25 protein-coding genes are annotated in these 26,252 nt (G+C 44.3%); 14 read left to right on the top strand and 11 right to left on the bottom strand.

Annotated features, from left to right (window positions below):
- Nucleotides 1–193 precede the first annotated feature (193 nt).
- Nucleotides 194–490 carry a hypothetical protein gene (locus ACSAZK_RS13035; RefSeq protein WP_440954536.1) on the bottom strand — a complete coding sequence of 99 codons (297 nt, stop codon included), beginning with the start codon at nucleotides 488–490 and terminating at the stop codon, nucleotides 194–196.
- 395 nt (nucleotides 491–885) lie between these two features.
- Here ACSAZK_RS13035 and ACSAZK_RS13030 point away from each other — a divergent pair, with 395 nt between their 5' ends.
- Nucleotides 886–1,488, top strand: a complete 603-nt coding sequence (locus ACSAZK_RS13030; protein WP_440954535.1) for an IMPACT family protein — start codon at nucleotides 886–888, stop codon at nucleotides 1,486–1,488.
- A gap of 281 nt (nucleotides 1,489–1,769) precedes the next feature.
- On the top strand, nucleotides 1,770–2,870 hold the full coding sequence (locus tag ACSAZK_RS13025) for a hypothetical protein (protein WP_440954534.1): 1,101 nt from the start codon (nucleotides 1,770–1,772) through the stop codon (nucleotides 2,868–2,870).
- A gap of 114 nt (nucleotides 2,871–2,984) precedes the next feature.
- On the opposite strand, the gene ACSAZK_RS13020 is transcribed toward ACSAZK_RS13025, so the two are convergent.
- The gene (locus ACSAZK_RS13020) at nucleotides 2,985–3,293 is read right to left on the bottom strand and encodes a phosphoribosyl-ATP pyrophosphohydrolase (protein ID WP_440954533.1); all 309 of its coding nucleotides are present in this window, start codon (nucleotides 3,291–3,293) and stop codon (nucleotides 2,985–2,987) included.
- A gap of 135 nt (nucleotides 3,294–3,428) precedes the next feature.
- Here ACSAZK_RS13020 and ACSAZK_RS13015 point away from each other — a divergent pair, with 135 nt between their 5' ends.
- Entirely contained in the window at nucleotides 3,429–4,373 is a 945-nt protein-coding gene (locus ACSAZK_RS13015) for a DMT family transporter (protein ID WP_440954532.1), read from the top strand.
- Between the two features lie 139 nt (nucleotides 4,374–4,512).
- On the opposite strand, the gene mtaA is transcribed toward ACSAZK_RS13015, so the two are convergent.
- Nucleotides 4,513–5,538, bottom strand: coding sequence for a methylcobamide:CoM methyltransferase MtaA (gene mtaA / locus ACSAZK_RS13010; protein WP_440954531.1), 1,026 nt, complete (start codon nucleotides 5,536–5,538; stop codon nucleotides 4,513–4,515).
- A 179-nt stretch (nucleotides 5,539–5,717) separates the two neighbouring features.
- Between mtaA and ACSAZK_RS13005 the strand changes: the two genes are divergently transcribed.
- Nucleotides 5,718–6,023 (top strand): hypothetical protein, encoded by a 306-nt coding sequence (locus ACSAZK_RS13005; protein ID WP_048180854.1) that lies wholly within the window; start codon nucleotides 5,718–5,720, stop codon nucleotides 6,021–6,023.
- Nucleotides 6,024–6,070: 47 nt separating this feature from the next.
- Here ACSAZK_RS13005 and ACSAZK_RS13000 read toward each other — a convergent pair whose 3' ends face one another.
- From ACSAZK_RS13000 to zupT, 3 genes are all read right to left on the bottom strand, one after another.
- A complete protein-coding gene (locus ACSAZK_RS13000) occupies nucleotides 6,071–7,831 on the bottom strand; it encodes a histidine kinase N-terminal 7TM domain-containing protein (RefSeq protein WP_440954530.1) in 1,761 nt (586 codons plus the stop codon).
- Between the two features lie 355 nt (nucleotides 7,832–8,186).
- Nucleotides 8,187–9,560: a tetratricopeptide repeat protein gene (locus tag ACSAZK_RS12995; protein ID WP_440954529.1), complete on the bottom strand. Its 1,374-nt coding sequence runs from the start codon at nucleotides 9,558–9,560 to the stop codon at nucleotides 8,187–8,189.
- Between the two features lie 802 nt (nucleotides 9,561–10,362).
- A complete protein-coding gene (zupT, locus tag ACSAZK_RS12990; protein WP_440954528.1) occupies nucleotides 10,363–11,136 on the bottom strand; it encodes a zinc transporter ZupT in 774 nt (257 codons plus the stop codon).
- A gap of 426 nt (nucleotides 11,137–11,562) precedes the next feature.
- On the opposite strand from zupT, the gene ACSAZK_RS12985 reads away from it, so the two are divergent.
- The gene (locus tag ACSAZK_RS12985; protein ID WP_440954527.1) at nucleotides 11,563–12,147 is read left to right on the top strand and encodes a class I SAM-dependent methyltransferase; all 585 of its coding nucleotides are present in this window, start codon (nucleotides 11,563–11,565) and stop codon (nucleotides 12,145–12,147) included.
- Nucleotides 12,148–12,274: 127 nt separating this feature from the next.
- Here ACSAZK_RS12985 and ACSAZK_RS12980 read toward each other — a convergent pair whose 3' ends face one another.
- Nucleotides 12,275–14,083, bottom strand: coding sequence for a histidine kinase N-terminal 7TM domain-containing protein (locus tag ACSAZK_RS12980; protein ID WP_440954526.1), 1,809 nt, complete (start codon nucleotides 14,081–14,083; stop codon nucleotides 12,275–12,277).
- 272 nt (nucleotides 14,084–14,355) lie between these two features.
- On the opposite strand from ACSAZK_RS12980, the gene ACSAZK_RS12975 reads away from it, so the two are divergent.
- Complete coding sequence (locus ACSAZK_RS12975; protein ID WP_440954525.1) at nucleotides 14,356–14,595, top strand: hypothetical protein; 240 nt, start codon at nucleotides 14,356–14,358, stop codon at nucleotides 14,593–14,595.
- A gap of 250 nt (nucleotides 14,596–14,845) precedes the next feature.
- Here the strand turns inward: ACSAZK_RS12975 and ACSAZK_RS12970 are convergent, their stop codons facing one another.
- Both ACSAZK_RS12970 and ACSAZK_RS12965 read right to left on the bottom strand, forming a co-directional pair.
- Complete coding sequence (locus tag ACSAZK_RS12970) at nucleotides 14,846–15,919, bottom strand: hypothetical protein (protein ID WP_440954524.1); 1,074 nt, start codon at nucleotides 15,917–15,919, stop codon at nucleotides 14,846–14,848.
- A 513-nt stretch (nucleotides 15,920–16,432) separates the two neighbouring features.
- Complete coding sequence (locus ACSAZK_RS12965; protein ID WP_440954523.1) at nucleotides 16,433–17,638, bottom strand: hypothetical protein; 1,206 nt, start codon at nucleotides 17,636–17,638, stop codon at nucleotides 16,433–16,435.
- Nucleotides 17,639–18,085: 447 nt separating this feature from the next.
- On the opposite strand from ACSAZK_RS12965, the gene ACSAZK_RS12960 reads away from it, so the two are divergent.
- The 3 genes from ACSAZK_RS12960 to ACSAZK_RS12950 all read left to right on the top strand — a co-directional run bounded on the left by ACSAZK_RS12960 (nucleotide 18,086) and on the right by ACSAZK_RS12950 (nucleotide 20,002).
- Entirely contained in the window at nucleotides 18,086–19,279 is a 1,194-nt protein-coding gene (locus ACSAZK_RS12960; RefSeq protein ID WP_440954522.1) for a hypothetical protein, read from the top strand.
- 254 nt (nucleotides 19,280–19,533) lie between these two features.
- On the top strand, nucleotides 19,534–19,737 hold the full coding sequence (locus ACSAZK_RS12955; protein ID WP_440954521.1) for a hypothetical protein: 204 nt from the start codon (nucleotides 19,534–19,536) through the stop codon (nucleotides 19,735–19,737).
- Nucleotide 19,738: 1 nt separating this feature from the next.
- The gene (locus ACSAZK_RS12950; protein ID WP_440954520.1) at nucleotides 19,739–20,002 is read left to right on the top strand and encodes a type II toxin-antitoxin system RelE family toxin; all 264 of its coding nucleotides are present in this window, start codon (nucleotides 19,739–19,741) and stop codon (nucleotides 20,000–20,002) included.
- A 300-nt stretch (nucleotides 20,003–20,302) separates the two neighbouring features.
- Here the strand turns inward: ACSAZK_RS12950 and ACSAZK_RS12945 are convergent, their stop codons facing one another.
- Both ACSAZK_RS12945 and ACSAZK_RS12940 read right to left on the bottom strand, forming a co-directional pair.
- Nucleotides 20,303–20,536 carry a type II toxin-antitoxin system HicA family toxin gene (locus tag ACSAZK_RS12945; RefSeq protein WP_440954519.1) on the bottom strand — a complete coding sequence of 78 codons (234 nt, stop codon included), beginning with the start codon at nucleotides 20,534–20,536 and terminating at the stop codon, nucleotides 20,303–20,305.
- Nucleotides 20,533–20,760: a type II toxin-antitoxin system HicB family antitoxin gene (locus ACSAZK_RS12940; RefSeq protein ID WP_440954518.1), complete on the bottom strand. Its 228-nt coding sequence runs from the start codon at nucleotides 20,758–20,760 to the stop codon at nucleotides 20,533–20,535. The genes ACSAZK_RS12945 and ACSAZK_RS12940 overlap by 4 nt, the downstream gene beginning before the upstream one ends.
- 391 nt (nucleotides 20,761–21,151) lie before the next feature.
- Between ACSAZK_RS12940 and ACSAZK_RS12935 the strand changes: the two genes are divergently transcribed.
- The 5 genes from ACSAZK_RS12935 to ACSAZK_RS12915 all read left to right on the top strand — a co-directional run bounded on the left by ACSAZK_RS12935 (nucleotide 21,152) and on the right by ACSAZK_RS12915 (nucleotide 26,201).
- Nucleotides 21,152–21,661: a hypothetical protein gene (locus ACSAZK_RS12935; RefSeq protein ID WP_440954517.1), complete on the top strand. Its 510-nt coding sequence runs from the start codon at nucleotides 21,152–21,154 to the stop codon at nucleotides 21,659–21,661.
- A gap of 343 nt (nucleotides 21,662–22,004) precedes the next feature.
- Nucleotides 22,005–22,481 (top strand): hypothetical protein, encoded by a 477-nt coding sequence (locus tag ACSAZK_RS12930; protein ID WP_440954516.1) that lies wholly within the window; start codon nucleotides 22,005–22,007, stop codon nucleotides 22,479–22,481.
- A 627-nt stretch (nucleotides 22,482–23,108) separates the two neighbouring features.
- The gene (locus ACSAZK_RS12925) at nucleotides 23,109–24,320 is read left to right on the top strand and encodes an ABC transporter substrate-binding protein (RefSeq protein ID WP_440954515.1); all 1,212 of its coding nucleotides are present in this window, start codon (nucleotides 23,109–23,111) and stop codon (nucleotides 24,318–24,320) included.
- A gap of 111 nt (nucleotides 24,321–24,431) precedes the next feature.
- Nucleotides 24,432–25,391, top strand: coding sequence for a FecCD family ABC transporter permease (locus tag ACSAZK_RS12920; RefSeq protein WP_440954514.1), 960 nt, complete (start codon nucleotides 24,432–24,434; stop codon nucleotides 25,389–25,391).
- Nucleotides 25,392–25,430: 39 nt separating this feature from the next.
- Nucleotides 25,431–26,201 (top strand): ABC transporter ATP-binding protein, encoded by a 771-nt coding sequence (locus ACSAZK_RS12915; protein ID WP_440954513.1) that lies wholly within the window; start codon nucleotides 25,431–25,433, stop codon nucleotides 26,199–26,201.
- Nucleotides 26,202–26,252 lie beyond the last annotated feature (51 nt).

The following is a 26,252-nucleotide window of genomic DNA, read 5'->3' as shown; positions in this document are numbered from 1 at the left end:
AATGCCTTATTTAAGAGAAGTAAGAATGAGTAAAATCAGAAATCATAAAAGATAATCAATAAAAACAGAATCAATAAAAACAGAATCAATAAAAACAGAATCAATAAAAATGACGTCAATTTTCTAAAAAAGAAAATTGTAGCCATAAAAAGGCTACCTGAATAGCTATTGTATACGTATCTTCAGTTGCAGTTTATTCTGCCACTTCTTCTGCTGCGTCTTCAGCGGCAACGTCTTCTGTTACGTTTTCAGCGGCAACGTCTTCTGTTACGTTTTCAGCAGCAACGTCTTCTGTTACGTTTTCAGCGGCAACGTCTTCTGTTACGTTTTCAGCGGCAACATCTTCTGTTACGTTTTCAGCGGCAACATCTTCTGCTGCGTCTTCAACTACTTCTTCTCCACCTTCTTCAGCCTGTTCGGAACAGCCAGCTGCAAAGACAACTGTCGTGACAACAAGGAGCAGGGCTAAGACCTTTAACATTTTCTTCATAATCAAACCTCTGAAAATTCTCTTCCTTTTATTTAAACGACTCAAAAAATAAGGGACACTTAGGCATGAGAAGTCGATTACATTAAAACTTTTCGATTTTTATCAGTGAGAAGCCCTGGTGCGATTAAATAAGGAGGGAGAAATAATAAAATGGTTAATAATTTTGACTTAGATAATATTACATATATTTATCCTATAATTCATTTATATACATCGGATCCGTGTCGAGAGCAAATACTTATCCATAATTATTAGAGGTCCATGGGCATACCAGCTATATAATATAGAATAATTATGAGGCCCATCAATCTTGCTTTTAATAGATGCTCACCCTCAAATTGGAACCTGATACTCTCCGATCCGACAGCACAAAAGACTTACATGAGGATTCATGCTTGGCCAGTTACAAAACACTGAAAGAACCTGGAAAAGTCCAAAAAGAATTCAAAAACTCCATATTCATAGGTTACGCCAGGCCCGTAAAAAGTGAGGATGAAGCGAAAGCTTTCGTCAAAGAGATTAAAGAACTTCACCCCAACGCAAACCACAACGTTTCAGCCTACCTCGTAAAAAATGAGAACTTCTTTGCCCTCAAATATGATGATGACGGGGAACCTGCAGGGAGTTCAGGAAAACCCATCTTCAAAGTCCTGGAATTAAAAGAAATCCGGAATGCCGCTGTCGTTGTAACCCGTTATTTCGGAGGGATAAAGCTTGGCTACGGGGGGCTTTCAAGGGCATACAGGGAAACGGCAACCTCAGCAATCGAAGAGGCGGGGACCGTGGAAGTGTTCGAAAAGGTCCGATTCAGTATACGCATCGGGTATCCGGAAGTCCAGAAGCTTAGGAATCTCATAGGAGAGTATGGGGAGATTTTGAGGGAAGAATACTCAGATGTAGTGGAATTTACCCTTGAAATAATACAGGGAATGGAAGAAGAGTTTCTCGGGAAACTGGTAAACCTGACCAGAAATAAGGTCGAAATCAAAAAACTGTAATTTAAGAAAGCCGTGACTTAACAAAACTGTAACTTAACAAAACTGTAACTTAATTATTAAGGTACACCTCTAACTTCGATCTGAAAATTATTCTGCAACTCCAAAAGCTTTTACTTCCGATAAAATTCAAATATCGTTCCAGTTATTTTTGGGAAATTACTAAAAAGTATAGACGAAATATACTACTAAGGTATTACTTTGCCCATTGGACATACCAGCTATTAAAATTCTCCAGTGGGAATAACGGAGTGTTTGAGTTGAGTCGGAATAGAGTTACATTTATGCTAATTGCACTTGTTTTTTCGGGAATCGTATTGGCCGCGGCCTCAACTTCCGCTGCCGGAGCAGCTCTGGAAGGAACGGAAACTGAGATCATTTCAGAGTACGGGAACCAGTTTTACCCGGTAATCACGGAAGATTACATTGTCTGGCAGGATGAGAGAGAGGACAATTTTGACATCTACATGTATGACCTTGAGTCCGGAAGAACGGAAGTCCCCGTATTTTCGGGTTCCAGGGATGAGATCGACCCTGCAGTCTCAGGCACGCACCTGGTTGTTGCGGATGACCGACGCAAGAACTTTGATATATACCTGTATGACCTTGAATCCGGAAAAGAGACCCAGATCACCACAGATAGCAAAGACCAGACAGAACCCGCAATCTGGGAAAACACAATCGTCTGGACAGACAGGCGCAACCAGCACCTGGACATCTACATGTATGACCTTGGGTCCGGAACGGAAACCCGGATGACAACAAACACCGATGACCAGACCCAGCCTGATGTAGGGGAAAACATAATCGTCTGGACGGACACCCGGAACGGGAACGATGATATCTACATGTACGACATCTCTACGGGAAAAGAAAGCCCTGTGGTGACGGACACTGCGGACCAGTCTAAACCGGCAGTTGACGGGGATTATATAGTCTGGGAAGACAGGCGTAACGGGAACCTCGATATATACATGTACGAAATTTCCACGGGGAGAGAAATCGCAGTTTCAACCCATTCATCCTCCCAGAAAGACCCTGCAATATCGGAAGGAAGAATTGTCTGGACGGATTCAAGAGGGGATGGCACCAATATTTACATTTATGATATTTCCTCGGAAACATTAAAAACCGTCTCTACCGCTTCCGCGTACCAGAGCAACCCGGATATTGACGGCAACAAGATTGTCTGGCAGGACAAGCGCAGCGGGTCAACTGACATTTACCTCTTCACGGCAGAAGAGCCTGCGGGAGGAGAAGCCGCCGGAGGGGAAACTCCTGAAAGCGAAAGCGAGGCAAAAGAATCACCCCTCGGAAGCTTTATTGCAGCCACTTCCGTAACAATGGCATACTTCATTGCAGCAGGGAGAAAAAAGAAGAATTAAAGGCAGGATAGAACTAAAGGCAGAATAGAACGGGAAAGCAAAAAAGGACCGGTCCCGGAAAATGACAGGTTTTTTACAGGGGGTCCTTTATTTCATTCATTTTTACTATTTCAGTTATACATTCTGTAGGAACAGATTCTTTTCAAGCCCACCACTCTTTTCTTTCTTCTTCACCCTGATTGCTTCCAGTTCTTCCTTTGAGAAGCCTTTCAATTCAGTGATCCTGAAAATAACCTCGAGGAGGTCAACAAGCTCTTCCGGATCTTTGCTCTCAAGATATTCATCCAGTTCTTCAGAGAGCCTTTTTTCAAGTTCAGGCAAGAACTCGGAATCAGTTAAGGTTTTAGAAATGCATTCTCGACCTGAATTTTTGATAATTTCGGTGACCCTGTCCCTGATAGCCTTAAATTGGTCTTTTGCCATCTGTTTCACCCGAATCAATCGGTATTCAACTGGACCGGCCACTTTTTACCGGGATAAGCCATCATTGCTGAACGTTAACCGACAATGAACACTCTTCCAACAGATATATAAGTGCTATATGTATATTCACCTAGAATGTTCCTGGAGAGCAAAAAGGCACACATGGCAGTGCTTATCGGCTGTGTTTTTTACAGCATGAACGGACTGTTCATTGCCCGCATCCATGACATGTCCATATATTCCACAGTCTTTTACAGGCTGCTCTTTGGCCTGCTCTTCTTATTCGCCTATATAGTGCTCAGGGGAAAAACCTCCGACCTCCGGCTGAAAAAAAAGAAAAAGAAAGGCTATCTGTTCCTGCAGGGGACTCTGGTCGTAGCCTGCATGCTGCTCTACTTTACCTGCCTTAAGATTACCTGCGTATCCATTGCAATCCTGCTCCAGTATACGGCCCCCATCTATGTGATGCTGGCTTCTCCTTTTATCCTGAACGAAAAGATAGGACAGGAAAGCATAGCTGCCCTTTTTGTCGCAATTACAGGGGTTTACCTGATAGTAAAACCGGAAGGAGGCTTTTCAGGAATCGAACTTACGGGCACCTACATGCTCGGAATGGCAGCCGGGATGCTTTCGGGAATCGTTTTTGCAGCCATGATTATAAATGTAAAAATCCTGAAGACGGAATACCCGGAACTGGGAATGGTCTTCTGGCCTATGGGGATCGCTTTTTTGCTCCTCAGCCCTTTCGCATTCAACGTTTCCCCCGCTGTCCTTTCGGATAATGTGCCCGTACTCATGGCCTTCGGGATAGTCTCCATAGGCCTGGGGGAGATATTCACGATAATAGGGTTCGCCAACCTGGAAACCCAGACAGGGAGCCTGCTTGCTCTGATAGAACCCGTAAGCGGGGTCTTTTTTGACATCGCAGTGCTGGGCATAGCCTTATCCTCAAACACCCTTATCGGATGCGTCCTTATCATGGCATCAGCCGCAGTGGTGAGCCTTAAAGACTCCGGAAAAACGGAAAAAGGAAGCCAGGAGCCCTTACCCCTGGAAATCCCTCCCGAAAGTTCAATTTGAAAAAGTTAAGGCATATTTTTTAATTAATTATAAAGGTTCACTCCGGGTAATAATTCATTCCAGGTAATAATTTATCCCAGGTAATAATTTATCCCAGGTAATAATTCACTCAGACTAATAATTCACTCAGACTAATAATTCACTCCAGGTAATAATCGTCCCGGGCTTTTACAAAGGCTTTTATGTTTTCCAGGGGCGTATGAGGAGCAAGCCCGCATCCGGGAGCCAGGATGTCAATCCCGTCTTCGAGACAGGCCCTGGCTTCTATGGCAACGACATCCGGCCCTCTTGTAAGCAGGGTATCCGAAGGCGAGACGTTTCCGATAAGCCTCACCCTGTTGCCCACTATTTCCCGTGCGAAACTTACACCTACCTTTTCCTCTATGCTAATTCCCTCAAAACTGGACTCTGCCAGCGTGCCCAGAACAGCGGTAGCATCCCCACACATATGGATAATTTTCAATCCATCTACCCTGTTGCAGAATTTCCTGTACAGTGGGTAGACCGAAGTTTCGAACATCAGGGGAGCAATAATATCGGGACCTGCTTCAGAATCGATCAGGACAACTGCATCGGCACCCCGCTCAAGGAGGGCGTTTGCATATTCGATGCAGGCTTCCATCAAAACAGCAAGAAGGTCTTCCACGACTTCAGGTTTGCTCACAAACCACATCAGGTAATTCTTCATTCCGGCAAGCATGGAAGCAAGCCCTGCTGGCCCCACAAGACCAGCGACCACAGGCACGTCCTCACCTGCTTTCTTCGTCATGATTTCAACAGCGTCCAGAACTGCGGCTGTCCGCCTGCTTTCGAGAAAATCGGCAGGAATTGCAAAATCCTTCACATCAGCCTTCTTCTGTATGGGGAAATCCCTCACGTAAGGCTGGATGTCCACAGTCCCCTCGTCCACGATGCAGCCGAGGGTCTCCGCAAGCACGGTCGTGCAGAAGGGGCAGCGTACATTTTCAAACCCTGCAATCTCGTGCCCTGCAAGGGCCAGGGCAGCCATCTTTTCGGCATCGTAGTTAGCCTCAGTCCAGTAAGCTCCGGTCAGTTCCATGAGTTCGACAATCCCGGTCTGGGTTACGGAACAGACAGGAACCTTATCCACTGACTCTCCTTTTAGCACTTTTTCGAATCTCTCTTTCAGGGTAAACTCGTTCATATATCCTCCTGAGAAATAAGATAAACGGGATGCTCCAAAAAGGTCTTTTCAGACGATCACGATTTTCAAGTATATGTTAATAGCTGCAAAAACATATAAATAAAGACACTCTCAAAAAAGCAACTTACAAAAATAACTCACAGAAGTAAAATAGAATCAAATGGGCGGGAAAAGGGAAAATGAAAAACCAGAATGAACGGGACCCCGGCAAACCGGAAAAGCCACAGTGGATGGTTACGTCTTTTGCAGCATGTACAGCCCTCGGGCTCCTCTACGGACTGTTTATCCTCGGCCCTTCCATAAGCAGCCTCCCGGAAGGGGTAGCAATAGGCCTTTCGATCGGGGCAGGCGCGGGCGTGAGCATAGGAGCAATTCTTGAAGTGAGAAAGAACCCTGAAACAACTGAGAAAAAACACAACAAACTTTTGATACTGGTGGTGGCATCAACAGCACTTCTGGTCCTGTTAACATTCCTGTACCTTTGAATTGATCAAGTTGCATTTTTGAATTACCTGGACTCTCTGTCTTTGAATTAATTGAGGTTTTCAGCGGTGATTCCAGCAGTGATTCCAGCAGTGATTCCAGCTACGGTTTTCAGATCAGGACTGACTTGCCGCCAGTTTCCAGCAGGAACGGTGATTTCAAACTTCGCCCCTTCCCCTTCTTTGCCTGTTTCTTTAATTTCCATACCCGTGATGGAGAGAATTCCTCTTACCAGGAAAAGCCCGAGCCCGGTATTTTTTCCCACTGATTTCTCAAAGATAAGTTCCTTCATATCTTCCGGAACTCCCACGCCGTTGTCCCGGATTTCGACCACAATGCTTTCCCCTTCCATCCGGTAACTGCAGGAAATCTCTGTTACCGATTCCCCGTGAGCCCTTGCGTTGTCAAAGAGATTGTAAAAGGCTTTCCTGAGCAGGGGGTCGGCATAAACTTCCAGGGAGCTGTCCTCTATGGAAAAATTAATCCCCTGGCCTGAAAAGGCAAAAGCAGCTTCTCTAGTAGCCCCGGCTACGGACTGCCAGGTAGGGGAAACAACCCCAAGGTCCTGGTAGTCCCTTGTGAAGATGATCTGGTTGTGAATTGTTTCGATGCCCTTATTGAGGTTTTTCAGGTACCTGCTGATCCGGGGGTCCTCCTTAACATCCGGAGGCAGCATCTCGGAAATAAGTTCGGTGTACCCGGAAAGCACGTTAACCTGGTTCAGGATATCGTGCCTGGTGATGTTGCTCATGAGGTTGATCTTCTTGTTGGCCTGTTTCAAAGCTTCCTGATATCGGTAGATCTCCGTAATATCATGGATCATGACCAGTCTGCCTTCCGAAGCATCCTTGTGCTCGAGAGGGGTTACGGTGAGAGTGAAATACCCTGGCTGTGCCCCGTCTTTAAGGGAAAATTCCCTGCTGAAACTGCCCTCAGGCACGTCTCCGGAAAAGAGGGTAATTTCTTCCCCGAAAAATTCATCCAGGCTTTTCCCAATTGCTTCTTTTCTCGTTTTGCCCTTCAGGACAAGCGCAGCTTCATTGATATCAACAATAAAATTGGAGAGATCCACCACAACGTAGCCATCACTCATTGATTCAATAACGTTTTCTCTCGCAATCGGGATAATGTTCAGGAACTCGTGCTGCATTGCCCCCCAGAAAAGAATCATTCCGGTGATAGTAAAGGAAAAGGGGGTGGGGTCAAAAAACTCAAAAGGACCGATATCTGCGATGTGAAGCAAATTTCCCAGAACCGGGATACAGGCTGCAGTAAGAGCTATTGCTGCCTGAGCCCGATAAGGGACCGTCAGGCGGACAAACTGCCTGACAAAGAAAAGAATTCCCAGGGAAATTAAAAAGAAGGAGTAAATGTAGAAAAGCCAGAAAAAGAGTCCGTGCTGGAATACGAGCAGGGGAAAGCCCCCGGAGGTATCCAGAGAATAACTTGTGAAATGAAGCCCGTGCAAGCTGTTCGTGAGCATAGAAAGGATTGTAAAAACGGGGATCAAAAAAAATATTTTTTCGTGCCTGTGCGTAAACGTCCTGAAAATCCCGGAATACTCAGCAGCAAACAAAAACCAGGCTACAGGGGCAAAGGCCATTCCTAAATATTCCAGGCGGGCAAAAAAGTACTTGTATTCGATTTCAACGAACCCGACCTCAAAAGCATAATTAAAAGACCAGATAGCCATGCTGAGCATAATCAGGATAAAATATTTGGCAAAAGGCATCCTGCGGTAATTGAAGGCCCTGTAAGCTTTTACAGCAAGTGCAAGGGACAGGAAACCTGAAAAAATAAGTGCTCCCATGTAAGGAAGTGCAACGGGGTGGATTTCCAGACTTATAAAATAACCTTCTTATTTTCAATATGCATTGGCCGACATTTAGTGCCGGAATAAATGTGGAAATTTAGAACTACAAAATGTTTTATTAGTTACATATGACATTTGTATATAAATTTATTTCTCACAGTATGTCTTTCCGTACATATCGATCCTGAAAAGAGAAACGAAAGCTTAAATGTTCAAAATTATGATGGGGTGATTACCCTGCATTTTGAGGAAAAATTCAAGATTCTAAAGCTGAAGGAGTGTATATGGGCAATAATTTGATTTAAAACCTCATGAAAAGGAATTATCCTGCAAGCCTTGAACCTGAAACCCATTACTTACCCACATTCTTAACGTAATTGCGGATCCTGGAGAAAAAATTCAAACCTGATCCGGAAGTCCCGGAAGGATTTGAAACCGCAGCCATTTCCTGCAGGCTTTGGACCTCATTTATTTCGGACACGGGATCTGTACGCCGGGCCAACTGCTCGTTCCCGGCACCTTCTTCAAGTTTCCGGAATGCAAGCCTCTTGCGCTCAGCTACCCTTGCATTAGCCGGACCGTACTCAAGGAATTTTTCATAGCACCTGAGGGCTGCGGAATAATTCCCGCTTTCAAAATAAGCATCTCCCATATGCTCCAGGGCCTCAGGGTAAACGGGTTTCAGTTCGAGGGCATGCTCGTAAGCCAGGACTGCTTCTTCATATCGCTGCAGTTTGTGCAGGAGGAGGCCCCTGTGGTCCCAGGCTGAAGCATAGGCGGGATCGGAATTTAGCGCCCGGTCAACGTAACGAAGAGCTTCTTTGTAGTGCTTCTGCCGGCGCAGGACCCGGGCTTTCCCGTTGAGGGCTGTTGAGCGGTTGGAATCGATTTTAAGTGCCCTATCAAAGCAGCGCAGGGAATCTCCGAAAGATTCCAGCCGGAAAAGAACCCAGCCTTTCCCATCCAGGGCACTTGCATCCTTCCGGTCGCTTTCAAGTGCAAAATCAAAACATGAAAGAGCCTCTTCATAACGTTTGAGATGGTAAAGGGACCATCCCTGTGCGGAAAGAGTCTCTGCGGAACTCCCATCCCTGGAAAACAGCCTGGAAAAACAGGGTACTGCCTCATCATAACGCCCGAGCCTGTACAGGGACCAGGCCTGCCCGGAAAGAGCGGTCACGGACATGGGGTTGAGCCTGACAGCATTTTCAAAAGCAGAAAGCGCTTCCTTATACCGCTCGAGGTTATAGAGAGCCCAGCCAAAGCCCGTAAAAGCGTCCTCGATGGAGGGGTCCACCCTGACCGCCCTGGAAAAACAGGACACGGAAAATTCATATTGCCCGAGGTGGTAGAGGCACCAGCCCTTCCCGTCCAGGGCACTTACGTCCCGGACATCAATTTCAAGCGCCCTGTCAAAAAAAGGAGAAGCTTCCTCGTATTTCTCAAGGAAGTAGAGGCACCAGCCCTTCCAGTTCAGGGCAGCCAGGTAATGGGGATCGATTTTGAGCACCCGGTCGTAGCACTGGATTGCTTCTTTAAAACGCTTCAGGTGCCGGAGAGCGTTGGCTTTGTGCTGCCAGGGGAATTTGTCGCGAGGGTCAAGCCCGATCGCCCTGTCATAGCAGTTTATAGCTTTCTCGGGAAAGCCCCGCTGAGCCCAGTAGAGCCCTTCGTTGTCCCATTCCTCCCTGCTTTTTTCAGTGAGCCTTTTTTTCTTCCCTATCATGCTGAACCCCGCCCTCCTGGCGGGACCGAAACTTATTACCGGGGCTGTTATTTTCCGGAATGACAGCTTTCCAGTCCTTCCCCTTTTATTCGGCAAGCACCGATTGACTCCAACCAGGTATAGAAAACACAAATCACACAGGTCAAACGAATAAATCATCCGAATGAAACGGGTGAATAAACCATGTAAATACCACATGGATATGAATATATATGGAAATTATAATACTAAAATATTCTTAATAAATTCATATAATATACTAAAGGTCTGTACAATAAAAATAAAAGGATAATCACCAGGTTTACGGGGAACAGGATTCCAGAAGATTCAGAAAACATTATTTAAAGAGCTTATCCAGAGAAAAATATTTGAAAATAAAAGCTTAAAAAACTGAAAAATATATATAACCTAAATTTGACAGATCAATTTTTTGGCAAATTTTAATTTGACACTTGTTATTAATATATAATTTATTACAATTTATTAGACATTTTATTCATTATAGATCTTACTAATTATTACAAATTGTATATTTTGAGCGCGCCAGGACAATTTCCCAGTAAAATTGAGCCAAAATTAGCCTCAATTTTTATAATCTGTCAAATTAATTTCGGGATATTTTTCAAATTTCAACGTTTTTTCGCCAATGAAAGCTTAAACTGTCAAACTTGGGATATAAAAAAATAAATCACTTGAAAGTAAATATTTTTTTGAACTTGGGCGCGGGAAAGCGCCCTGCACACCCGGAGAGTAAAAAAGATATCCGAGTATTATCCGGACCTAAAATGCAGGTTAGAAAATTTCAACCCAGAAGGTAGAGGCTCAGGGCTACCACAGCCATCCCACAGGCAAGGCCCGAGAATGCCAGGTGCTCGTCCCCGTACTTCATGGCTATGGGCAGCAGTTCGTCAAAACAAATAAACACCATAATCCCTCCTACCGCTCCCAGCACAAGGGAGAGTATCTCCGGGTTCAAGAAGCGAAAGAGCAGCAAATAACCAAGCGCTGCCCCGAGAGGCTCGGCAAGCCCGGCAAGGAACGAGTAGGTAAACGCTTGTTTCCGGTCCCCGCTTGCATAATAGATAGGGACCGAAACCGCAATTCCCTCAGGGATATTATGGATTGCGATAGCCACAGCCACGGAAAGCCCAAGGTAAGGAGAACTCATCGAGGTCACCAGCACTGCCATGCCTTCCGGGAAATTATGCATGGCAATTCCCGCAGCAGTGAGTAAGCCGGCCTTCCGGAGTTTCTGGCTTTCAGCCTCAACTCCCGTTTGAAAGTTTCCATCAGGCAGGGTGTCCAGATGGACGTGCCAGATAAACCGGTCCAGGACACCCATCCCGAGCAGCCCCAGGAAAAACGCCGCATTCCCCCGGAAAAACCCCGCACTTTCCACGGAGTCTGCCAGGAGTTCCGCAAAAGAGAGGTAAAGCATAGCCCCGGCTGCAAAGCCAGGAAGAACCGACAGATGGGTATTTTTAGGGCACGGGATAAAAAACGCGATCAAGCTCCCGATTCCCGTGGAAAGCCCGGCAAGGGTTGTAAGGATAAAAGCGGCAGCTACACCATCCATAATTCTCCCCGATAAAGAAATGAGAGTTTATGGGCTTTAAAGGAAGTAGAAAAATAGATCATGAGAAAGGAAAGGGAAAGATAAACGATAAGAAAAATAACAATGCAAAAAATATGATATAACATAATATAATGAAATCTCAAAAATATACTTAGGAACGATTCAAATATAACATCAAGGATTTTTACTGCCAAGAACCACAGATGGACACGGATAAACACAGATTAAAGCCATCTGTGTGCATCTGTGTTTATCCGTGGTTTATTGAGGTTGTATGATTGATATACACAGAGCAATCTCAAATGAAAACTTGAAGATATGTTTTCACCGTTCCTTAATACCGGGAAAATCCACCCAGGATCCCGGACAATTGAAACATGAAGGAGAACTGCTACTTTTCTCTCAGTACTTCCGGCAGGTGAAACAATGAGCTTTGAAAACCCCAGTTTCCTCGAAAAAATAATGGAAGAAATCCTGGAATATCGGATAATGTCCCATGCACCCATGTACAAAACGTATCTCATGAAACTTCCATTAAATGGAAACGAAAAAGTGCTGGAGTTCGGAAGTGGAGGAGGGGTCTGCTCAAGGCACCTTGCAAAAATACTTTCAAAAGGAGGGAAACTGACCTGCATAGACATCTCCGAATACTACATTTCAAAAGCAAGGAAAAGGCTGCAGAAATTCAATAACATCGAAATCCTGGAAGGGGACTTGCGAAAAATGGAGATACCGGCTTCCTCTTTCGATGCCATACTCATCCACTTCGCCTTTCACCATGTATCCGAACATGAAAAACAGGATATCATGAATACCCTGGCATCCAAACTGAAAAAGAGCGGGACAGTCTTCATAAGGGAACCGACCGCCGAAAAAGGAGCTGAACTTCCCGTAGAAGAGATCAGGACCCTGACGAAAAAAGCAGGACTTGAAGAAGTGGAATTCGGGATGGGAAAAGTGATGAGGATGGGGACGGTCTATGAGGGGGCATATAAAGTGAAGGGAAGGTAAAACTAAATTAAAGTCCCGATTGACTTCAAGTTCGGCTTCCGGCAAATCCTGGATTGACTTCAAGTTCGGCTTTCGGCAAATCCCGGATTGACTTCAAGTTCGGCTTCCGGCAAATCCCGGATTGACTTCAAGTTCGGCTTCCGGCAAATCCCGGATTGACTTCAAGTTCGGCTTCCGGCAAATCCCGGATTGGCCTCAAGTCCGGGCTAAGGTCAGTTCCGCCAAGCCTCCAGTTTCCGGGCGGGACGGTGATCTCAAACCTTGCGCCTTTTCCTTCGCACCCTGTTTCCCTGATTTCCATTCCGGTGATTGAGAAGATATTTTTTACGAGAAAGAGCCCAAGCCCCGTGTTTTTCCCTACGGATTTATCGAATATGGCTTCTTTCATGTCAGAGGAAATGCCGGTCCCGTTGTCCAGGACTTCGATTACAGCTATATCCCCGGCTTCCCGGAAAGTGACGGAGATATCCGATACTGATTCTCCGTGGGACAGGGCGTTATCGAAAAGGTTATAGAATGCTTTCTGGAAAAGGGGGTCAGCGTATACTTCCATATCCTCTTCCGGTATGGAAAATACAACTCTGCGGTTCGAAAAGGCAAAAGCGACTTCATTTGCCGTGCTGCGGACAGATTGCCAGACCGGAGACTCGACTCCGAGGTTCTGGTAGTCCCCGGTAAAAAGGATCTGGGAATGGATCGTTTCAATGCTTTTTTTGAGGTTGTTCAGGTATCTTTCGTTTTTAGGATCGTTTATTAGGTTTGCAGGCAGTCTTTCGGAAAGCAGTTCCGTATACCCGGAAAGCACGTTGACCTGGTTAAGGATATCGTGGCGAGTGATGCTGCTCATGAGGTTTATCTTTTTATTAGCCTCCTTCAAAGCTTCCCTATACAGGTATGCCTCTGTAACATCCCGGATTATGACCAGTCTTCCCTCTACACGGCCCTCAAAACGGATAGGAGAAACTTTTACGTTAAAGAAGATTTCATTCGAGCCTTTTTTTGTTGAGACTTCCTTAGAAAAATCCTCTTCCCAACCATGCCCTGAAAAAGAGTCCACATGCTCCCCTAAAATTTCCGTCACACTTTTTCCGAGAGCGAATTTCCTGCTCTTGCCTGCTATGTCCAGAGCCGCGGAGTTGATATCAGCGATATTTCCTTCCGTGTCCAGCACAATATATCCGTCTTTCATGGTCTCGATTACATTTTCCCTGGCAATAGGGACAAGGTTGAGGAACTCCTCCTCCCGGGTCCCCCAGAAGAAAACCACCCCTGCAAGGGCAAACGAGAAGCCGGTAGGGTCAATGAAGGCAAAGGGACCGATGTTCTTTACATAGAGCACATTACCAAAAATTGGCAGAAAAGCCCCGAACGTAAGGATACCCAGCTGGGGCTTTAAAGCCGGACTCGAACGGATAAACTTGAGGGCAAAGAAAAAGATCCCGAGAAGGCTCAAAGAAAAAGAAAATAAGTAAAAAATCCGGAAAAGAGGCCCGTGTTCGAGTATGAGTATGGGAACTTCCCCAAAAGTTTCAACGGAATAGCCGCTGTAATAGAGCCAGTGAAGGTTGTTGGTATTAACTGCAAGTACCGACAGTACAGGCTCGATAAAAAAGAACTTTTCAAACCTGCGGGTGAAGTTTCGGCCCATGTCACAGTACTCGGCCGCGAATAAAAACCACATCACAGAAAGAAATGCATTCCCCGGGTATGAGAGTCGGGTACAGAGGAACTTGGCCTCCGCACCGATGAAGCCCACCTCTCCTGCGTAAAATACCGTCCACTCAGCCATGCAGAGCATGAGAAAAATGAAATACTTTGCAAAACGCACCCTTCGGTAGTCAAAGGTCAGGTATGCCTTATAGGCCAGGAGAAGTGAGACAAAAGCCGAAAAAATCAGGGCGCCCATATACGGAACTGAGGCAGGATGGATTTGCAAAATTATACGTTTTCCCCCTTTTTCCTTTTTTTATTCATTCATAAGCACCGGCATTAAGCCCCGGGAAATTGAGACCAAACACTGCCCAATTAATACAAATGTTATACGTAAAATGCGTATATAAAAGCTTTCATATAGATAGAAAGTGCCAAGAATTAAAAAAGAACCGAGGGGAAAAAATAATAGAGGATAAAAGAAAAATGAGAGAGGATAAAGGAGAAAAAAGAGGAGAATGAAGAAAAATAAGGGAGAATGAAGGAGCATACAGACACATGGGATCCGAGGAGAAACTGGAAGCCCTGGAAACAATGGGAAGAATCCTGATATTCACACCTCTGATTATGGGCCTTCTGAACTTCATAATGGAGATATGGGGAAAAGGACCTGACCTGGGATCAGAAGCCGGGTATTCTGGGATCCTGATGATCAATACAGGCATTATAACCCTCCTGTATGTCTCGATCCACCGCTTCAGGGAAGGGATGCGGCAAGCTGAATCTGGAAAAGGTTGAACGGCAACAGAAAGAAGTCCAAAATCCAGAAAATGGGTGCAAAAAGAGTGAAAGAAGATCTTCCGGGAAAACTCCTGTTGAAAGTAATCAGAGGAAATGGTTAGGGAAGGAGGAAACCCTAACCGGTAAAAATCCCCGCAGCAAGGGGACTTTATTTAGCGTCTTTATTTAGCGTCTTTATTTAGCGTCTTTATTTAGCGTCTTTATTTAGTGTCTTTATTTAGTGTCTTTTTTCAGCAGCCTCTATTGTTTACGGGAAGCTCAGGAGGTCGGGAAGCCCGACGTCAAGCCTGCATTTTTCGAAATTGTACGTGCCCAAAAGCTTCTGCTTTATGCAGTGCATTGCGGCCAGCAGGCTTCCGTCATTTTCAAATTCCATGCCCCCGGCAAACGGGTGGACGTTTTCCTCCAGGATTTCCAGGAAGTGCGGAGCCGGGTCCTTTCCGAGATAGGTGTCCATGACCAGGAGATTTGTGATTTCTTCGTAGAAACCTGTGAGTTCTGTGAGTTCTTCAAGCCAATCGGAGCTTTCGGCTTCTTTCGCCGCATACTGCTGCCCGTGGAGGTAAATAAGGTAGCTGGAAAGCGTACTGACCAGGTCTTCGACACGTTTGTCTTCCGGGAATGCAATCGGGAAGTGTTTCAGGACCGCGGGAGTCAGGGAAAACGGGTATAACATTTCATTTTTGCAGAGCGAGGGGAAGAGCCTTGCAAGCGGACTGTTCAGAACTGCCGTTACGTAGAGGTACTTTTCAGGGTCTTTGAGGACAATCCCGCAACCTTCCCTGAAAACGTGGTTTCCGGTGGGATCGTAAGCAGCCTGCAGGCGATAGCCTTCGTTAATGATGATTTTCGGGGTGTTGAGGTACTCCATTACCTTTCTTCCCCTCACGCTGTAATAGTCAGCAGAATCAAGCGGGGAGGCGTCATGGTGGAAAAGCTTCTTGAAATCCATCACCTGGTAGTAAGCCAGCGGATATTTTTCCTGCAGTTCGGAAGGAGGAATTACCCTGCAAGCCTTTCGGACTCCACTGCCTGAAAACTCGTAAGGCAGCATAAAACCATAAGGTGAAGAACGGACTGCAAATTTTCCGGCAAGGGTCCCGGAAACATAGGGATAGACCAGTTCCGGTTCTATGTTTACGGCCACACAGAGCCCTTCGCACATGAACATAGCCTGCGGGTCTTTTTTCCCCGGGAAGCCTACCTTGTGTAAAAAGATGTTACCGGTGCTGATGCCTCCGAATACGTCTTCGGAGATGTCTCCAAGTGTCAACGGTGTTTCACGAATTTTTTCGACAAGACCGTTTTTTTTCAAGAACATTTTGATACTCACTTCGGATAAAATATATTATGGGAGATATGTAGTGAAAGGAATTTCAGGGGAATTTTATGAGGAATTTATTGAAGGGAATTTTAGGGAAATATATTGAGGGAAATTTATTGAAGGGAGGAGAAAACTCCTCTTTTTAGGCTATTTTTGCTACGGATAGGATTTTGGAACAACCCGAACGCCCGGGGTTTTCTAAAACCTTTACCATCCGGCCTGTTGAGCACAGGAAACTGTTTTTCTGTGCAGGGGTTACTAAATATCATAAGTATATAAATATATTCGCACTGAAAATAAATTATAAATATAAATCATGATAAATGGGATAAAAAGAACTCAATTACGGAAAAAAGGGGCTCAAAACCCGGGAAATCCAGACTAAACTCCATAAGAATATCACGATTAATAAGGCAAAACCCGGGGTTTCCCCTTTCTCCGGATCGAACACGATGTTGAAAAATTAAAAAATCGTTTTTCAATCAATCTTAAAACCCAGACAGGTCAATATCATCCACTAGAAAGCTCAGCTTGCAACGCTACAGGCGAGACAGGCATTCCAGATACATATTCCATAAACCCGTCCGCAGTGTATGAAACCGGCTCTCCGCCTATCGTCCCGTTGACCTGATAGTTTCCAATCAGTCCCCAGAGAGCCCGGAATTTTACATTCCCACTCTCGTCGACAATTACTATCGGGACAAGTACGGACTGCTCCGTGTTGAACCCGATTTCGAGGTTATTGGCATCAGGAGCCGTGGCATTTGATGCGCTTACGCTTGTTTCCACAGGAAGTGGGAAGGAAGCTATGTGCAGGGCAATACCCTGGTCCGGTATCGGGAAGGTTTCATTGAAGGATGTCAGGTTATGCTCTATTTTCAGTTCATCCCCGCTAAAACTGGCAACTATGTTTTCTCCCTTCCAGACACTCAGGAGAGAGAATGCAGATTGCGTATGGGAAGCGTTGGTAATGTTTCCGAAACTGATGGAATATTCCCCTACCTCGCTTTCATTCGAACTGGAATTAAGCTGGGTGACCTGACCCCGTTCCCAGCCAAAGTCCGAATCCCAGGACCAGTAGCCCCAGTTGTGGTCGTGGTATCCTCTCCTCTGATCAAAGGCATATTCCTGCCCGTCAACAGTAAGTGTCCCGTTAACCGTCATTTTCGCAGAAGTTATCAGCCCGTAGAGTTCCGATTCCGGTTCAGGCACCCCTGATATATTGTATACCGGACTGGGCTCCACCTCAGGTACGAAAAATGCATCAAAAACCTTCGTCCCGTCATCCGATTCGACATGCACGTCATATCCCTCATCTGTCAACGTTACCGTACTGTTAGAGATAGTAACGTTCGGAGATTCGGAAGAATACTCCACCACTCCCGGAACGAGAGGATAAACTCCGTAGAAAAAGCCAGTAGTGACATTAGTGGCGTTAGTGGCATTAGCAGCACCAGTAGCGTTAGTGGCGTTGGTGGCATAAGCAGCATCAGTCGAATACCCAAGCATGACTTCGGAAGCATTGATCGGGCCGTTCAATTTAAAAGTGCATGTTACCGAGAGGTTCTGTTCCTCATCAATGACACTGAAATAGTGCCATTCGTTGTAAAAGTTTACAGGATCCCCCTCCCCAGGCGGATGGAATGCATCTACCACAGAGAGCTCTTCGATCAGCGAACTGTTCGGGGCTGCAAGACCCACATTCGAAACAAACAAAAGCAAAAAAAATCCACAAAGTATCGGTTTCAGTATTTCTTTAGTTTTCACTCATTAACCCCCACCCAATATCAAAAACGATAATCGTTCTTATTTTTCAAGGTAGCATTGGGTTTAAAAATACCCTTTTAATATGCACAGATTAAATTGACGGGAAATTATAAAAACATATTTATAAACAATTTGAACTTAAAAGAAAGCTTTTCCGGGTTGGACAAAGTTGTATGGAACCGAAGCAACCTTGTTAGCCATCCTCACGGGTAATTTCCCCGCGCCTCGGCGCGGCTTTTCCATGACAAAGAGGGAGTATACATTGTAAGTCTCCTGTTTGAATTATATAGCATCGTATAGTGATCCATAAGCTTCAGTGTATGGTGAATAACACTCTTCAAGATAAATTAGAAAATCATAAATATAGATAGAATCGTCCATGTAAAAATAGAATAAATGTATAATTATCGAATACATAAAAAGACCATCTGCCCGGTGATCCCCATTAAAGACGAAATATTTCTCATAAACAATGAAGGCGACCTTGTAAAGATGGTTGAGCAGGAATACTCCGCTGAAGAGATTCTCCAGAAAATGTTATCCGATTATCCAAACCTCATTCCGGGAAGCCAGATTGACAGTGAAGACCCCCGCAGGTGGCTCCTGGTTAGCAGGGAAATGGCAGTGCCCTCAAATGAATATGAAGAAGGACGCTGGTCCCTTGATCACCTTTTCCTCGACCAGAACGGCGTTCCGACCCTGGTAGAGGTAAAAAGGAGCAGCGATACGAGGATCAGAAGGGAAGTAGTCGGCCAGATGCTTGATTATGCAGCCAACTCAGTGACCTACTGGCCGATCGAAAAGATCATTTCGAGTTTTGAAAAAAGGTGTGAGCAGGAAGGAATAAGCCCCGGAAAGGAACTCAGTGATTTTCTGGGAGCCGAAATAGATGAAAATGACTTCTGGAACGGGGTGAAAACGAACCTTCAGGCAGGAAAAATCCGCATGCTGTTTGTTGCGGATCGTATCCCTTCCGAACTCCAGCGGATAGTAGAGTTCCTGAATGAGCAGATGGACCCTGCAGAAGTCCTTGCAGTGGAGATCAAACAATTCGTAGGGAAAGAACTGAAGACACTGGTCCCACGCCTGATAGGAAAAACCGCTCAGGCACAGGCAAAAAAAGAAACAACAAAAGCATCAAAAAAGTGGGACGAGGACTCTTTTTTCATCGAACTTGAAGCCAGGAAAGGCAAGGAAAAAGCCTATGTAGCCAGAAAACTCCTCAACTGGATGGAAGAGAAAGAACTGGATATCTGGTGGGGCACAGGTTCGGTAGACGGTTCATTCTACGGAATGATGAATTTGACCCAACCCCGGAGGGAAAAAAGAAACTGGACTTTTGGAGTCTACACCTACGGAAAAGCCGAAATTCACTTTCAGTGGATGAAAGACAGAAAACCCTTTGACGACCGGGAAAAAAGACTGGAAATCCTTACCAGGCTCAATGAAATCCCCGGAATCCAGATCCCTGAAAGTTCAATTGACACGAGACCCAGTATCGACCTCCAGGCACTGGTTGAAAAAGAAAATCTGGAAAAATTCCTGGAGATTTTTGACCGGGTTGTTGAAGAAGAGAAAAAGTTCCTTTGAACCTTTTAAGTGTCCATAAAATTTTTCTGACAGCAAACCGCCCACCCACCCACAAATCGGCAGGTCGAGGAACGGGACGCTAAAAATCCATTGAACCTTTCGAAAGGATGCAGCAGAGAACACTCATTTTTCAGCATAACCACTGAAGGTTGTCTTATTTTCCGATCTGCATGAAATTCATGAGGAATACCTGAAAGGAACAAATCAACCGGAGAAGGCATATGTATAAATAATATTCATATTAACCTTCTTTTATGGCTCAGGCTGATTTTGAGGAAAGAATCATCAAGGAACTTGATTCTATCAAAAACCAACTGACAGATATAAGGGAGCACATGGTAGACATAGATTGCATACTCACCGATGAGGAGAGAAAGCTCTTAGAAGAGAGCTACGAGCATGAAAAAAAGGGTAAATTAACAACCCTTTCAGAATTCAAGAAAGAACTGGGACTCTGACATGTTTGAGATTTTGCTGGACACACCTGCAAAGAAATTTATCAGGAAACTTGATACCAAAAACAAAATCCGAATTCTTGAAGCCATCGAAAAACTAGCCGAAGATCCGATTCCTCACGATGCCAAGAGGATCTATGGAACCAGTGAAAATGCTTTCAGAATAAGGGTAGGAGATTTTCGGATTCTTTATCGTATCAATTACGGAAAAGTCACAATAATCGTTTTCCGAATTGATTCCAGAAAACGCGTTTATAAGAACCTCTGAGTATCTTGAATGACTGTTTTATTATATTTTTCCGCCAGCCAACCACCCACCCTCAAATCAGCAAGTTGAAAAACGGGACGCTAAAATCACCTTTAACCATCCGGAAGCTCAACGTGAAAAAATCCATTTTTCCGTAGAACAACGGAAGGCTGGAACTTACCCGAACAACCGAAATAACTGTTTTATTATATTTTCCGCCAGCCAACCGCCCACCCTAAAATCGACAGATCGAAAAACACAACCAAAAGAAGTGAAACAAAAGAAAGAAAAAACGAAGCGAAAAAAGAACTTTCAAGTTCCTCAAACCTTTCTCCTCAGCTCTTCATACATCTCCCGAGAAATCCGGGTCTGCTTCAGGATCTCTTTAATCAGGCCGATACCTAAATCTTCATTACCATGTACAGGCACTACTGTCTTCCTACCATCGGGATGAACGTATCTCACATGGCTTCCGACCTGATGCACCTTTTGAAAGCCAAGCCTCTCAAGTATTTTGCACATATCCCTCCCATTCACGGGAAGGAGCCTGCTCATACTTTTACCTCTACCTGCTGAATCCCGATAAATTTCATCGGCAGGATATCTTCCAGTTCTTCAGCCTCAATACAGACCTGGATCGCTTCCTTTATGCGCTCCATAGCCAGTTCCACAGATTTCCCCTGAGTATAGCAACCAGGGATGTCCGGGACTGTCGCGATGTACATCCCATCCTCATCCTGCTCGATCAGGACTGTGTAATTCAAGGTGTTGCTTTCCATTTATATCATGATATTATTGGGTCCGTGAGTATTTAAAACTGATACAGCCCGGAATCAAAGATGACAGCTAACTGGAAAAACGGAGCTGCATAACTGTTTTATTATATTTTTCCGCCAGCCAACCGCCCACCCTCAAATCAGCAGGTCGAAAAACGGGACGCTAAAATCACCTTTAACCATCCGGAAGCTCAACGTGAAAAAACCCATTTTTCCGTAGAACAACGGAAGGCTGGAACTTATCCAAGCAACCGAGAATAACTGTTTTATTATATTTTCCGCCAGCCAACCGCCCACCATCAAATCAGCAAGTCGAAAAACGGGACGCTAAAATCCATTTCAACCTTTCGAAAGCTCAACGCAGCAAAAATCCATTTTTCCGTAGAATCACTGGATGCTGGAACTTACCCGAACAACCGGAAATAACTTTTTTATTATATTTTTCCGCCAGCCAACCGCCCACCATCAAATCAGCAAGTCGAAAAACGGGACGCTAAAAATCATTTCAACCTTTCTAAAGGATGCAGCAGTGGACACACATTTTTCCGTAGAACAACGGAAGGATGGAACTTACCCGAACAACCGAAATAACTGTTTTATTATATTTTTCCGCCAGCCAACCGCCCACCCACAAATCGGGAGGTCGATGAACGGGGCGCTAAAATCCATTTCAACCTTTCGAAAAGATGCAGCAGTGGAGACCCATTTTCCCGTAGAACAACGGAAGTTTGGAACTTACCCAAGCAACCGAAATAACTGTTTTGTTATATTGTTCCGCCAGCCAACCGCCCACCATCAAATCAGCAAGTCGAAAAACGGGACGCTAAAATCCATTACACCCCTTCGAAAGCTCAACGCAGTAAAAATCCATTTTTCCGTAGAACAACGGAAGGCTGGAACTTAACCGAACAACCGAAATAACTGTTTTATTATATTTTTCCGCCAGCCAGCCGCCCACCCTCAAATCGGCAAGTCGAGAAAGGGGACGCTAAAAATCCATTTCAACCATTCGAAAAACCACAGAAAGGAACCCCTATTTTTCACAAGAACAATTGAATAGCGGCTTCTTATTCGATCTACCCGACAGACTGTAAGATTATCTTTAGTTTTAATCGATTTCCTCACAAAACATTTACAACACAAAATCAGAACATTAAAAGGAAAAATTAAAGGTTGATGGAATTAAACTTGAATATATCTAGTCTGAAAATTACCTGATTTCCCTTGAAAAGATAGAGGAGTGCGAAGTGTCAGAGAAAATAAATGAATTCATAAAATTCATAATTGTGTCCATAATTCCAATTATTATCTATTCATCCATGATGTTCTTAGAAGGTGGAGAGTGTATATACGCAGAATCGGTATCAAAAGAATCATACTTTCAGGTCAACCTTACCAAAGATGTAAAGTATGAACTGTGGGTCGTAGATTATGTAGGTCCAGAAAAAATCAAAATATCGATCAGAAAAGATTCCTACATTGTTCTTGAGGACACATTTATGTTAATGCATCCTGAAGGGGATTATCTCCCATATCATCCTTCATTCACCGTCAAGGAAAACGGAACTTACCAGGTTCACGCAAAACCACTTGATTCCGGAACTGTTAGCATAGGGATCTTAGAATTTCCATCCAGAAGATGGAGTATAAAAATTGATAGCGAACATAAAAAAGATGTGAAACTTCAGACACCCTCCGAACTTAAGGAAGAGCTAGGGATTTAATAAGTAAAATAGACCTGGAAAGTTCGTAGCAATACCTGTTTTATTATATTTTTCCGCCAGCCAACCGCCCACCCTCAAATCCGCAAGTCGAGAACTGGGACGCTAAAATTCAGTTCAACCTTTCGAAAACTTAACGCAGCAGGAACACTTATATTTTCATCAGGACGAACGGAAGACTGAAACTTACCCGAGCAACCGAAATAACTGTTTTATTATATTTCCCCGCCAGCCAACCGCCCACCCACAAATCAGCAAGACGAAAAAAGGGACGCTGGAATCCCCATCAACCTTTCGAAGCTCAACACATAAAAAAATCCATTTTTCCGTAGAATCACTGAATGCTGGAAATTATCCGAGCAACCGAAATAACTGTTTTATTATATTTTTCCGCCAGCCAACCGCCCACCCTAAAATCAGCAGGTCGAGAAACGGGACGCTAAAAATCCATTTAACCTTTCGAAAAGACGCAGCAGAAAACACTCATTTTTCAGCAGAACAAATCAAAAATAATTAATATACATACATATATTCACGATATAAAAAATATATTAAATTATTTTTAAAAAATGGAAAACAAAATAATTTATCGTTCACAACAGAAAAAAATCTGAAACTTATGGCATTAGGATGTTAATGGGTGATAATTTGGCAACTGGAAAAAAAGAACATGTTCTCGGCACTTTAAAGAAATTTCTTCCCATGTTCCTGCTGTTACTTGTAACAGTGTTCATGATTATATCAGCAGGTTGTGTATCCAAAGAAGACTCCGCTGCTACAGAAAAAAATAAAATCATCACGGATATGAGGGGAGAAAAGGTAGAAATTCCACAGGATCCACAGCGGGTTGCCGTAATAGACAAAGCTCTTACGATCCAAACAATGATCGCTCTTGATGTTGATGAAAAAATAGTTGCCACAGGGGGTGTAATTAATCCCAACTCAAAGAACCCAACCAAAAATAGAGATACTCTTTATCTGAGACCGGGACTTATTAATGTCACTAATTGCGGTTATGCCTACTATGGCGGTTTCAACTATGAAACCCTGATTTCTGCACAGCCTGACGTTGTTATCTGGCATATGCTGCAAAATACGGAAAACAATGAAGAAACCCTTGAACTTATAAACAGATTGAATGAAGCAGGGATACCTGTAGTAGCCGTAGTTGACGCTGGATGTGCCAACGCCTCTTCTTCAATTGAAACCCAATTTGAGGGGATAAAATTAATAGGGGAAATTTTCAACAAACAAAATGAAGCCCAGGAGCTTGTGGATTACATAAAACAAAGCACTGATATGGTATATGAAAGAACGAAAAACATCCCTGAAAGCGAGAAAGAAAGCACCATGATAGTCGGTCTCTCTAAAGATGGAAGCGGATATGTATGGGGAGTTGACTATGGTTCAGCAGTGTTCTCAACAGAAGTCGTACATATCAAAAACGTCTATGAAGAGCAGAACACTCAGATACTTTCAAAAGAGCAAATTATCTCTCTTAACCCCGGGAAGATAATTCTGGTCGACGGACCCCTCGCCTTGAGCGATCCAGATGAGATATACGCTGCAGAAGGATTTGAGAGCTGGCAGGTAATGGACGCTATCAAAAACAAACAGGTGACTTCAGTCGGACTTTTCCCCTGGTGGGGAGACTTCGGGCTAGAATTCCCAACAGCAATCCTAATTGAAGCAAAAAGTGCGTATCCGGAGGAATTTGCAGATATAGAAATAAACGAGTGGCTTACAGAGTACCATAAAAACCTTTACGGATTGAATGACACTCAGTGCAGGGAACTTGCAGCCCAGCAGTACCTTGAATGGATTTATGTGAAGGACTTTTAAGCATAAGGTATTGAACCCGAGAAAAGGCTTACTAACCCGGAATTATAGGGGTGAAAAGGCATTATAAAAAGGGAAAAACGTTTCAATTTTCTTTTATTACTTTTTTTTCTTTTGAGTTTAGCCTGCATCTTAGCCCTTTTCAGCGGAGCCTGTAAAATTCCACCTGTAGAAGTGTTAAGAACGATCCTGTCAACTTCAGGAATAGCAGATTCAAACCACTTTTATGATGTGGTAATATTCCAGATAAGGATCCCCAGAATACTCCTTGCAATTTCCGTAGGTTCCGCCCTTTCGGTAGCAGGCTGCGTATATCAGGGGGTATTCAAAAACCCTCTTGTCGAACCCTATATCCTGGGAGTATCTTCGGGAGCTGCCTTCGGAGCAGCCCTTTCGATAGTAATGGGATTAAGCCTGATATCTCAACAGATGACAGCACTGGTATTTGCACTGATTTCCACTTTTGCCGCCTATTCCGTAGCAACAAAATCCGAGGAAACACCGGTCATAAACCTGATACTCTCGGGGATCGTCATCAACGCGCTCTTTACGGCGGGAATTTCCTTCCTGAAGACTGTAGCTGATTCGGAACAGCTCCGTTCCTTGACATTCTGGTTAATGGGTGGGATATACGTTGCGGAATGGGATGATGTGATGCTTGTACTTCCTGTAATAATCGTGTTCACAGGAGTTCTCTGGGCAAAGGCATGGACACTGAATATCATGACGCTGAGCAAAGATGAAGCCCGTACACTCGGGGTCAATACTGATTTTTACAAAAAGTATTTCATATTTTTCTCTGCCATAATCGCGTCCGTTTCAGTAGCGACTGTCGGAGTAATAAGCTGGATAGGTCTCATAGTCCCACATATAGCCAGGATCATGGTAGGTCCGGATCACCGTATGCTTATCCCGAGTTCAATGCTCATGGGAGCTACATTTACACTGCTATGTGATACGCTTGCAAGGACACTGACAACCGGAGAAATTCCAATTACTATCCTAACATCCCTATTTGCCGGACCTTACCTGATATACCTTATAAGGAACAACAGAGCAATCTACTTTGACTAACCAAGAGTTTCAAGCAGCTAAATTCAAGGCAAGGTAAGCATGATCGAAATAAAGAACCTTGAAGTTGAATATGAAAATAAACTGGTGCTCAAAGCCAGCTCAATCAACATCAAAAAAGGAAGTCTCTGCGCTCTCTTTGGACCTAACGGTTCAGGGAAAACAACCCTACTAAAATGCTGCCTGGGACTAAAAACATATAGAAGTGGCACAATAAAAATAGAAGGCGAAGACATTTCAAAGATTTCAAATGAAAAGCTGGCAAAGATAGTAGCCTATGTACCCCAAAAGCATGTACCTTCTTTTCCTTTTACAGTAGAAGAAATCGTCCTGATGGGAAAAAATCCCTACTTTAAAAATGCTTTCGGACCGGATAAACTACATCTTAAACAGACCCATCAAATAATAAAAGAAGTAGGCATCTTCCACCTGAAAGACAAGTTTTACACCCACCTGAGCGGGGGAGAACTGCAGCTGGTTCTGCTCGCAAGAGCACTTAACCAGAATACTCCCATACTGCTACTTGACGAACCAAGTTCCGCACTCGACTACCAGAACCAGGTAATGATCTGGAACAAAATAAAAGAACTCTCACAAGCCGGAAAAACCATCGTAGTAGCAACACATGACCCGAACCATGTGATCTGGTACTGTGACCAGGCAGTGGTGATAAAAGACACCGCTGTAATAGAGAACGGAAAACCCGAAGATGTCATAAATAAAAATACACTCGATTTACTCTACGGAGAAATAGCTGACGTAGAAGACAGGGGAAACAAAAAAGTAGTCATCCCAAAACAAAAACACTTCTGAATGGAAACAGCCAGAGAAGATAACTGTTTTATTATATTTTTCCGCCAGCCA

Origin of the sequence: Methanosarcina sediminis (genome assembly GCF_052056915.1) — an archaeon.
Lineage (GTDB): Archaea > Halobacteriota > Methanosarcinia > Methanosarcinales > Methanosarcinaceae > MTP4.
Note: the sequence above shows the minus strand (reverse complement) of the source record. Positions and strands in the feature narration are given on the sequence as shown.

Bases quoted from the DNA above. Each gene is read 5' to 3' on its own strand.
- ACSAZK_RS13020 (WP_440954533.1), bottom strand. From the start codon at position 3,293: ATGGCAAAAGACCAATTTAAGGCTATCAGGGACAGGGTCACCGAAATT.
- mtaA (WP_440954531.1), bottom strand. From the start codon at position 5,538: ATGAACGAGTTTACCCTGAAAGAGAGATTCGAAAAAGTGCTAAAAGGA.
- ACSAZK_RS12935 (WP_440954517.1), top strand. From the start codon at position 21,152: ATGCTGGAACTTACCCGAACAACCGGAAATAACTTTTTTATTATATTT.
- ACSAZK_RS12995 (WP_440954529.1), bottom strand. From the start codon at position 9,560: ATGATAGGGAAGAAAAAAAGGCTCACTGAAAAAAGCAGGGAGGAATGG.
- ACSAZK_RS12970 (WP_440954524.1), bottom strand. From the start codon at position 15,919: ATGTTCTTGAAAAAAAACGGTCTTGTCGAAAAAATTCGTGAAACACCG.
- ACSAZK_RS12960 (WP_440954522.1), top strand. From the start codon at position 18,086: ATGTATAATTATCGAATACATAAAAAGACCATCTGCCCGGTGATCCCC.
- ACSAZK_RS13035 (WP_440954536.1), bottom strand. From the start codon at position 490: ATGAAGAAAATGTTAAAGGTCTTAGCCCTGCTCCTTGTTGTCACGACA.
- ACSAZK_RS12915 (WP_440954513.1), top strand. From the start codon at position 25,431: ATGATCGAAATAAAGAACCTTGAAGTTGAATATGAAAATAAACTGGTG.
- ACSAZK_RS12940 (WP_440954518.1), bottom strand. From the start codon at position 20,760: ATGGAAAGCAACACCTTGAATTACACAGTCCTGATCGAGCAGGATGAG.
- ACSAZK_RS12985 (WP_440954527.1), top strand. From the start codon at position 11,563: ATGAGCTTTGAAAACCCCAGTTTCCTCGAAAAAATAATGGAAGAAATC.
- ACSAZK_RS12950 (WP_440954520.1), top strand. From the start codon at position 19,739: ATGTTTGAGATTTTGCTGGACACACCTGCAAAGAAATTTATCAGGAAA.
- ACSAZK_RS12975 (WP_440954525.1), top strand. From the start codon at position 14,356: ATGGGATCCGAGGAGAAACTGGAAGCCCTGGAAACAATGGGAAGAATC.
- ACSAZK_RS12925 (WP_440954515.1), top strand. From the start codon at position 23,109: ATGTTAATGGGTGATAATTTGGCAACTGGAAAAAAAGAACATGTTCTC.
- ACSAZK_RS13000 (WP_440954530.1), bottom strand. From the start codon at position 7,831: ATGGGAGCACTTATTTTTTCAGGTTTCCTGTCCCTTGCACTTGCTGTA.
- ACSAZK_RS12945 (WP_440954519.1), bottom strand. From the start codon at position 20,536: ATGAGCAGGCTCCTTCCCGTGAATGGGAGGGATATGTGCAAAATACTT.
- zupT (WP_440954528.1), bottom strand. From the start codon at position 11,136: ATGGATGGTGTAGCTGCCGCTTTTATCCTTACAACCCTTGCCGGGCTT.
- ACSAZK_RS12955 (WP_440954521.1), top strand. From the start codon at position 19,534: ATGGCTCAGGCTGATTTTGAGGAAAGAATCATCAAGGAACTTGATTCT.
- ACSAZK_RS13005 (WP_048180854.1), top strand. From the start codon at position 5,718: ATGAAAAACCAGAATGAACGGGACCCCGGCAAACCGGAAAAGCCACAG.
- ACSAZK_RS13025 (WP_440954534.1), top strand. From the start codon at position 1,770: ATGCTAATTGCACTTGTTTTTTCGGGAATCGTATTGGCCGCGGCCTCA.
- ACSAZK_RS13015 (WP_440954532.1), top strand. From the start codon at position 3,429: ATGTTCCTGGAGAGCAAAAAGGCACACATGGCAGTGCTTATCGGCTGT.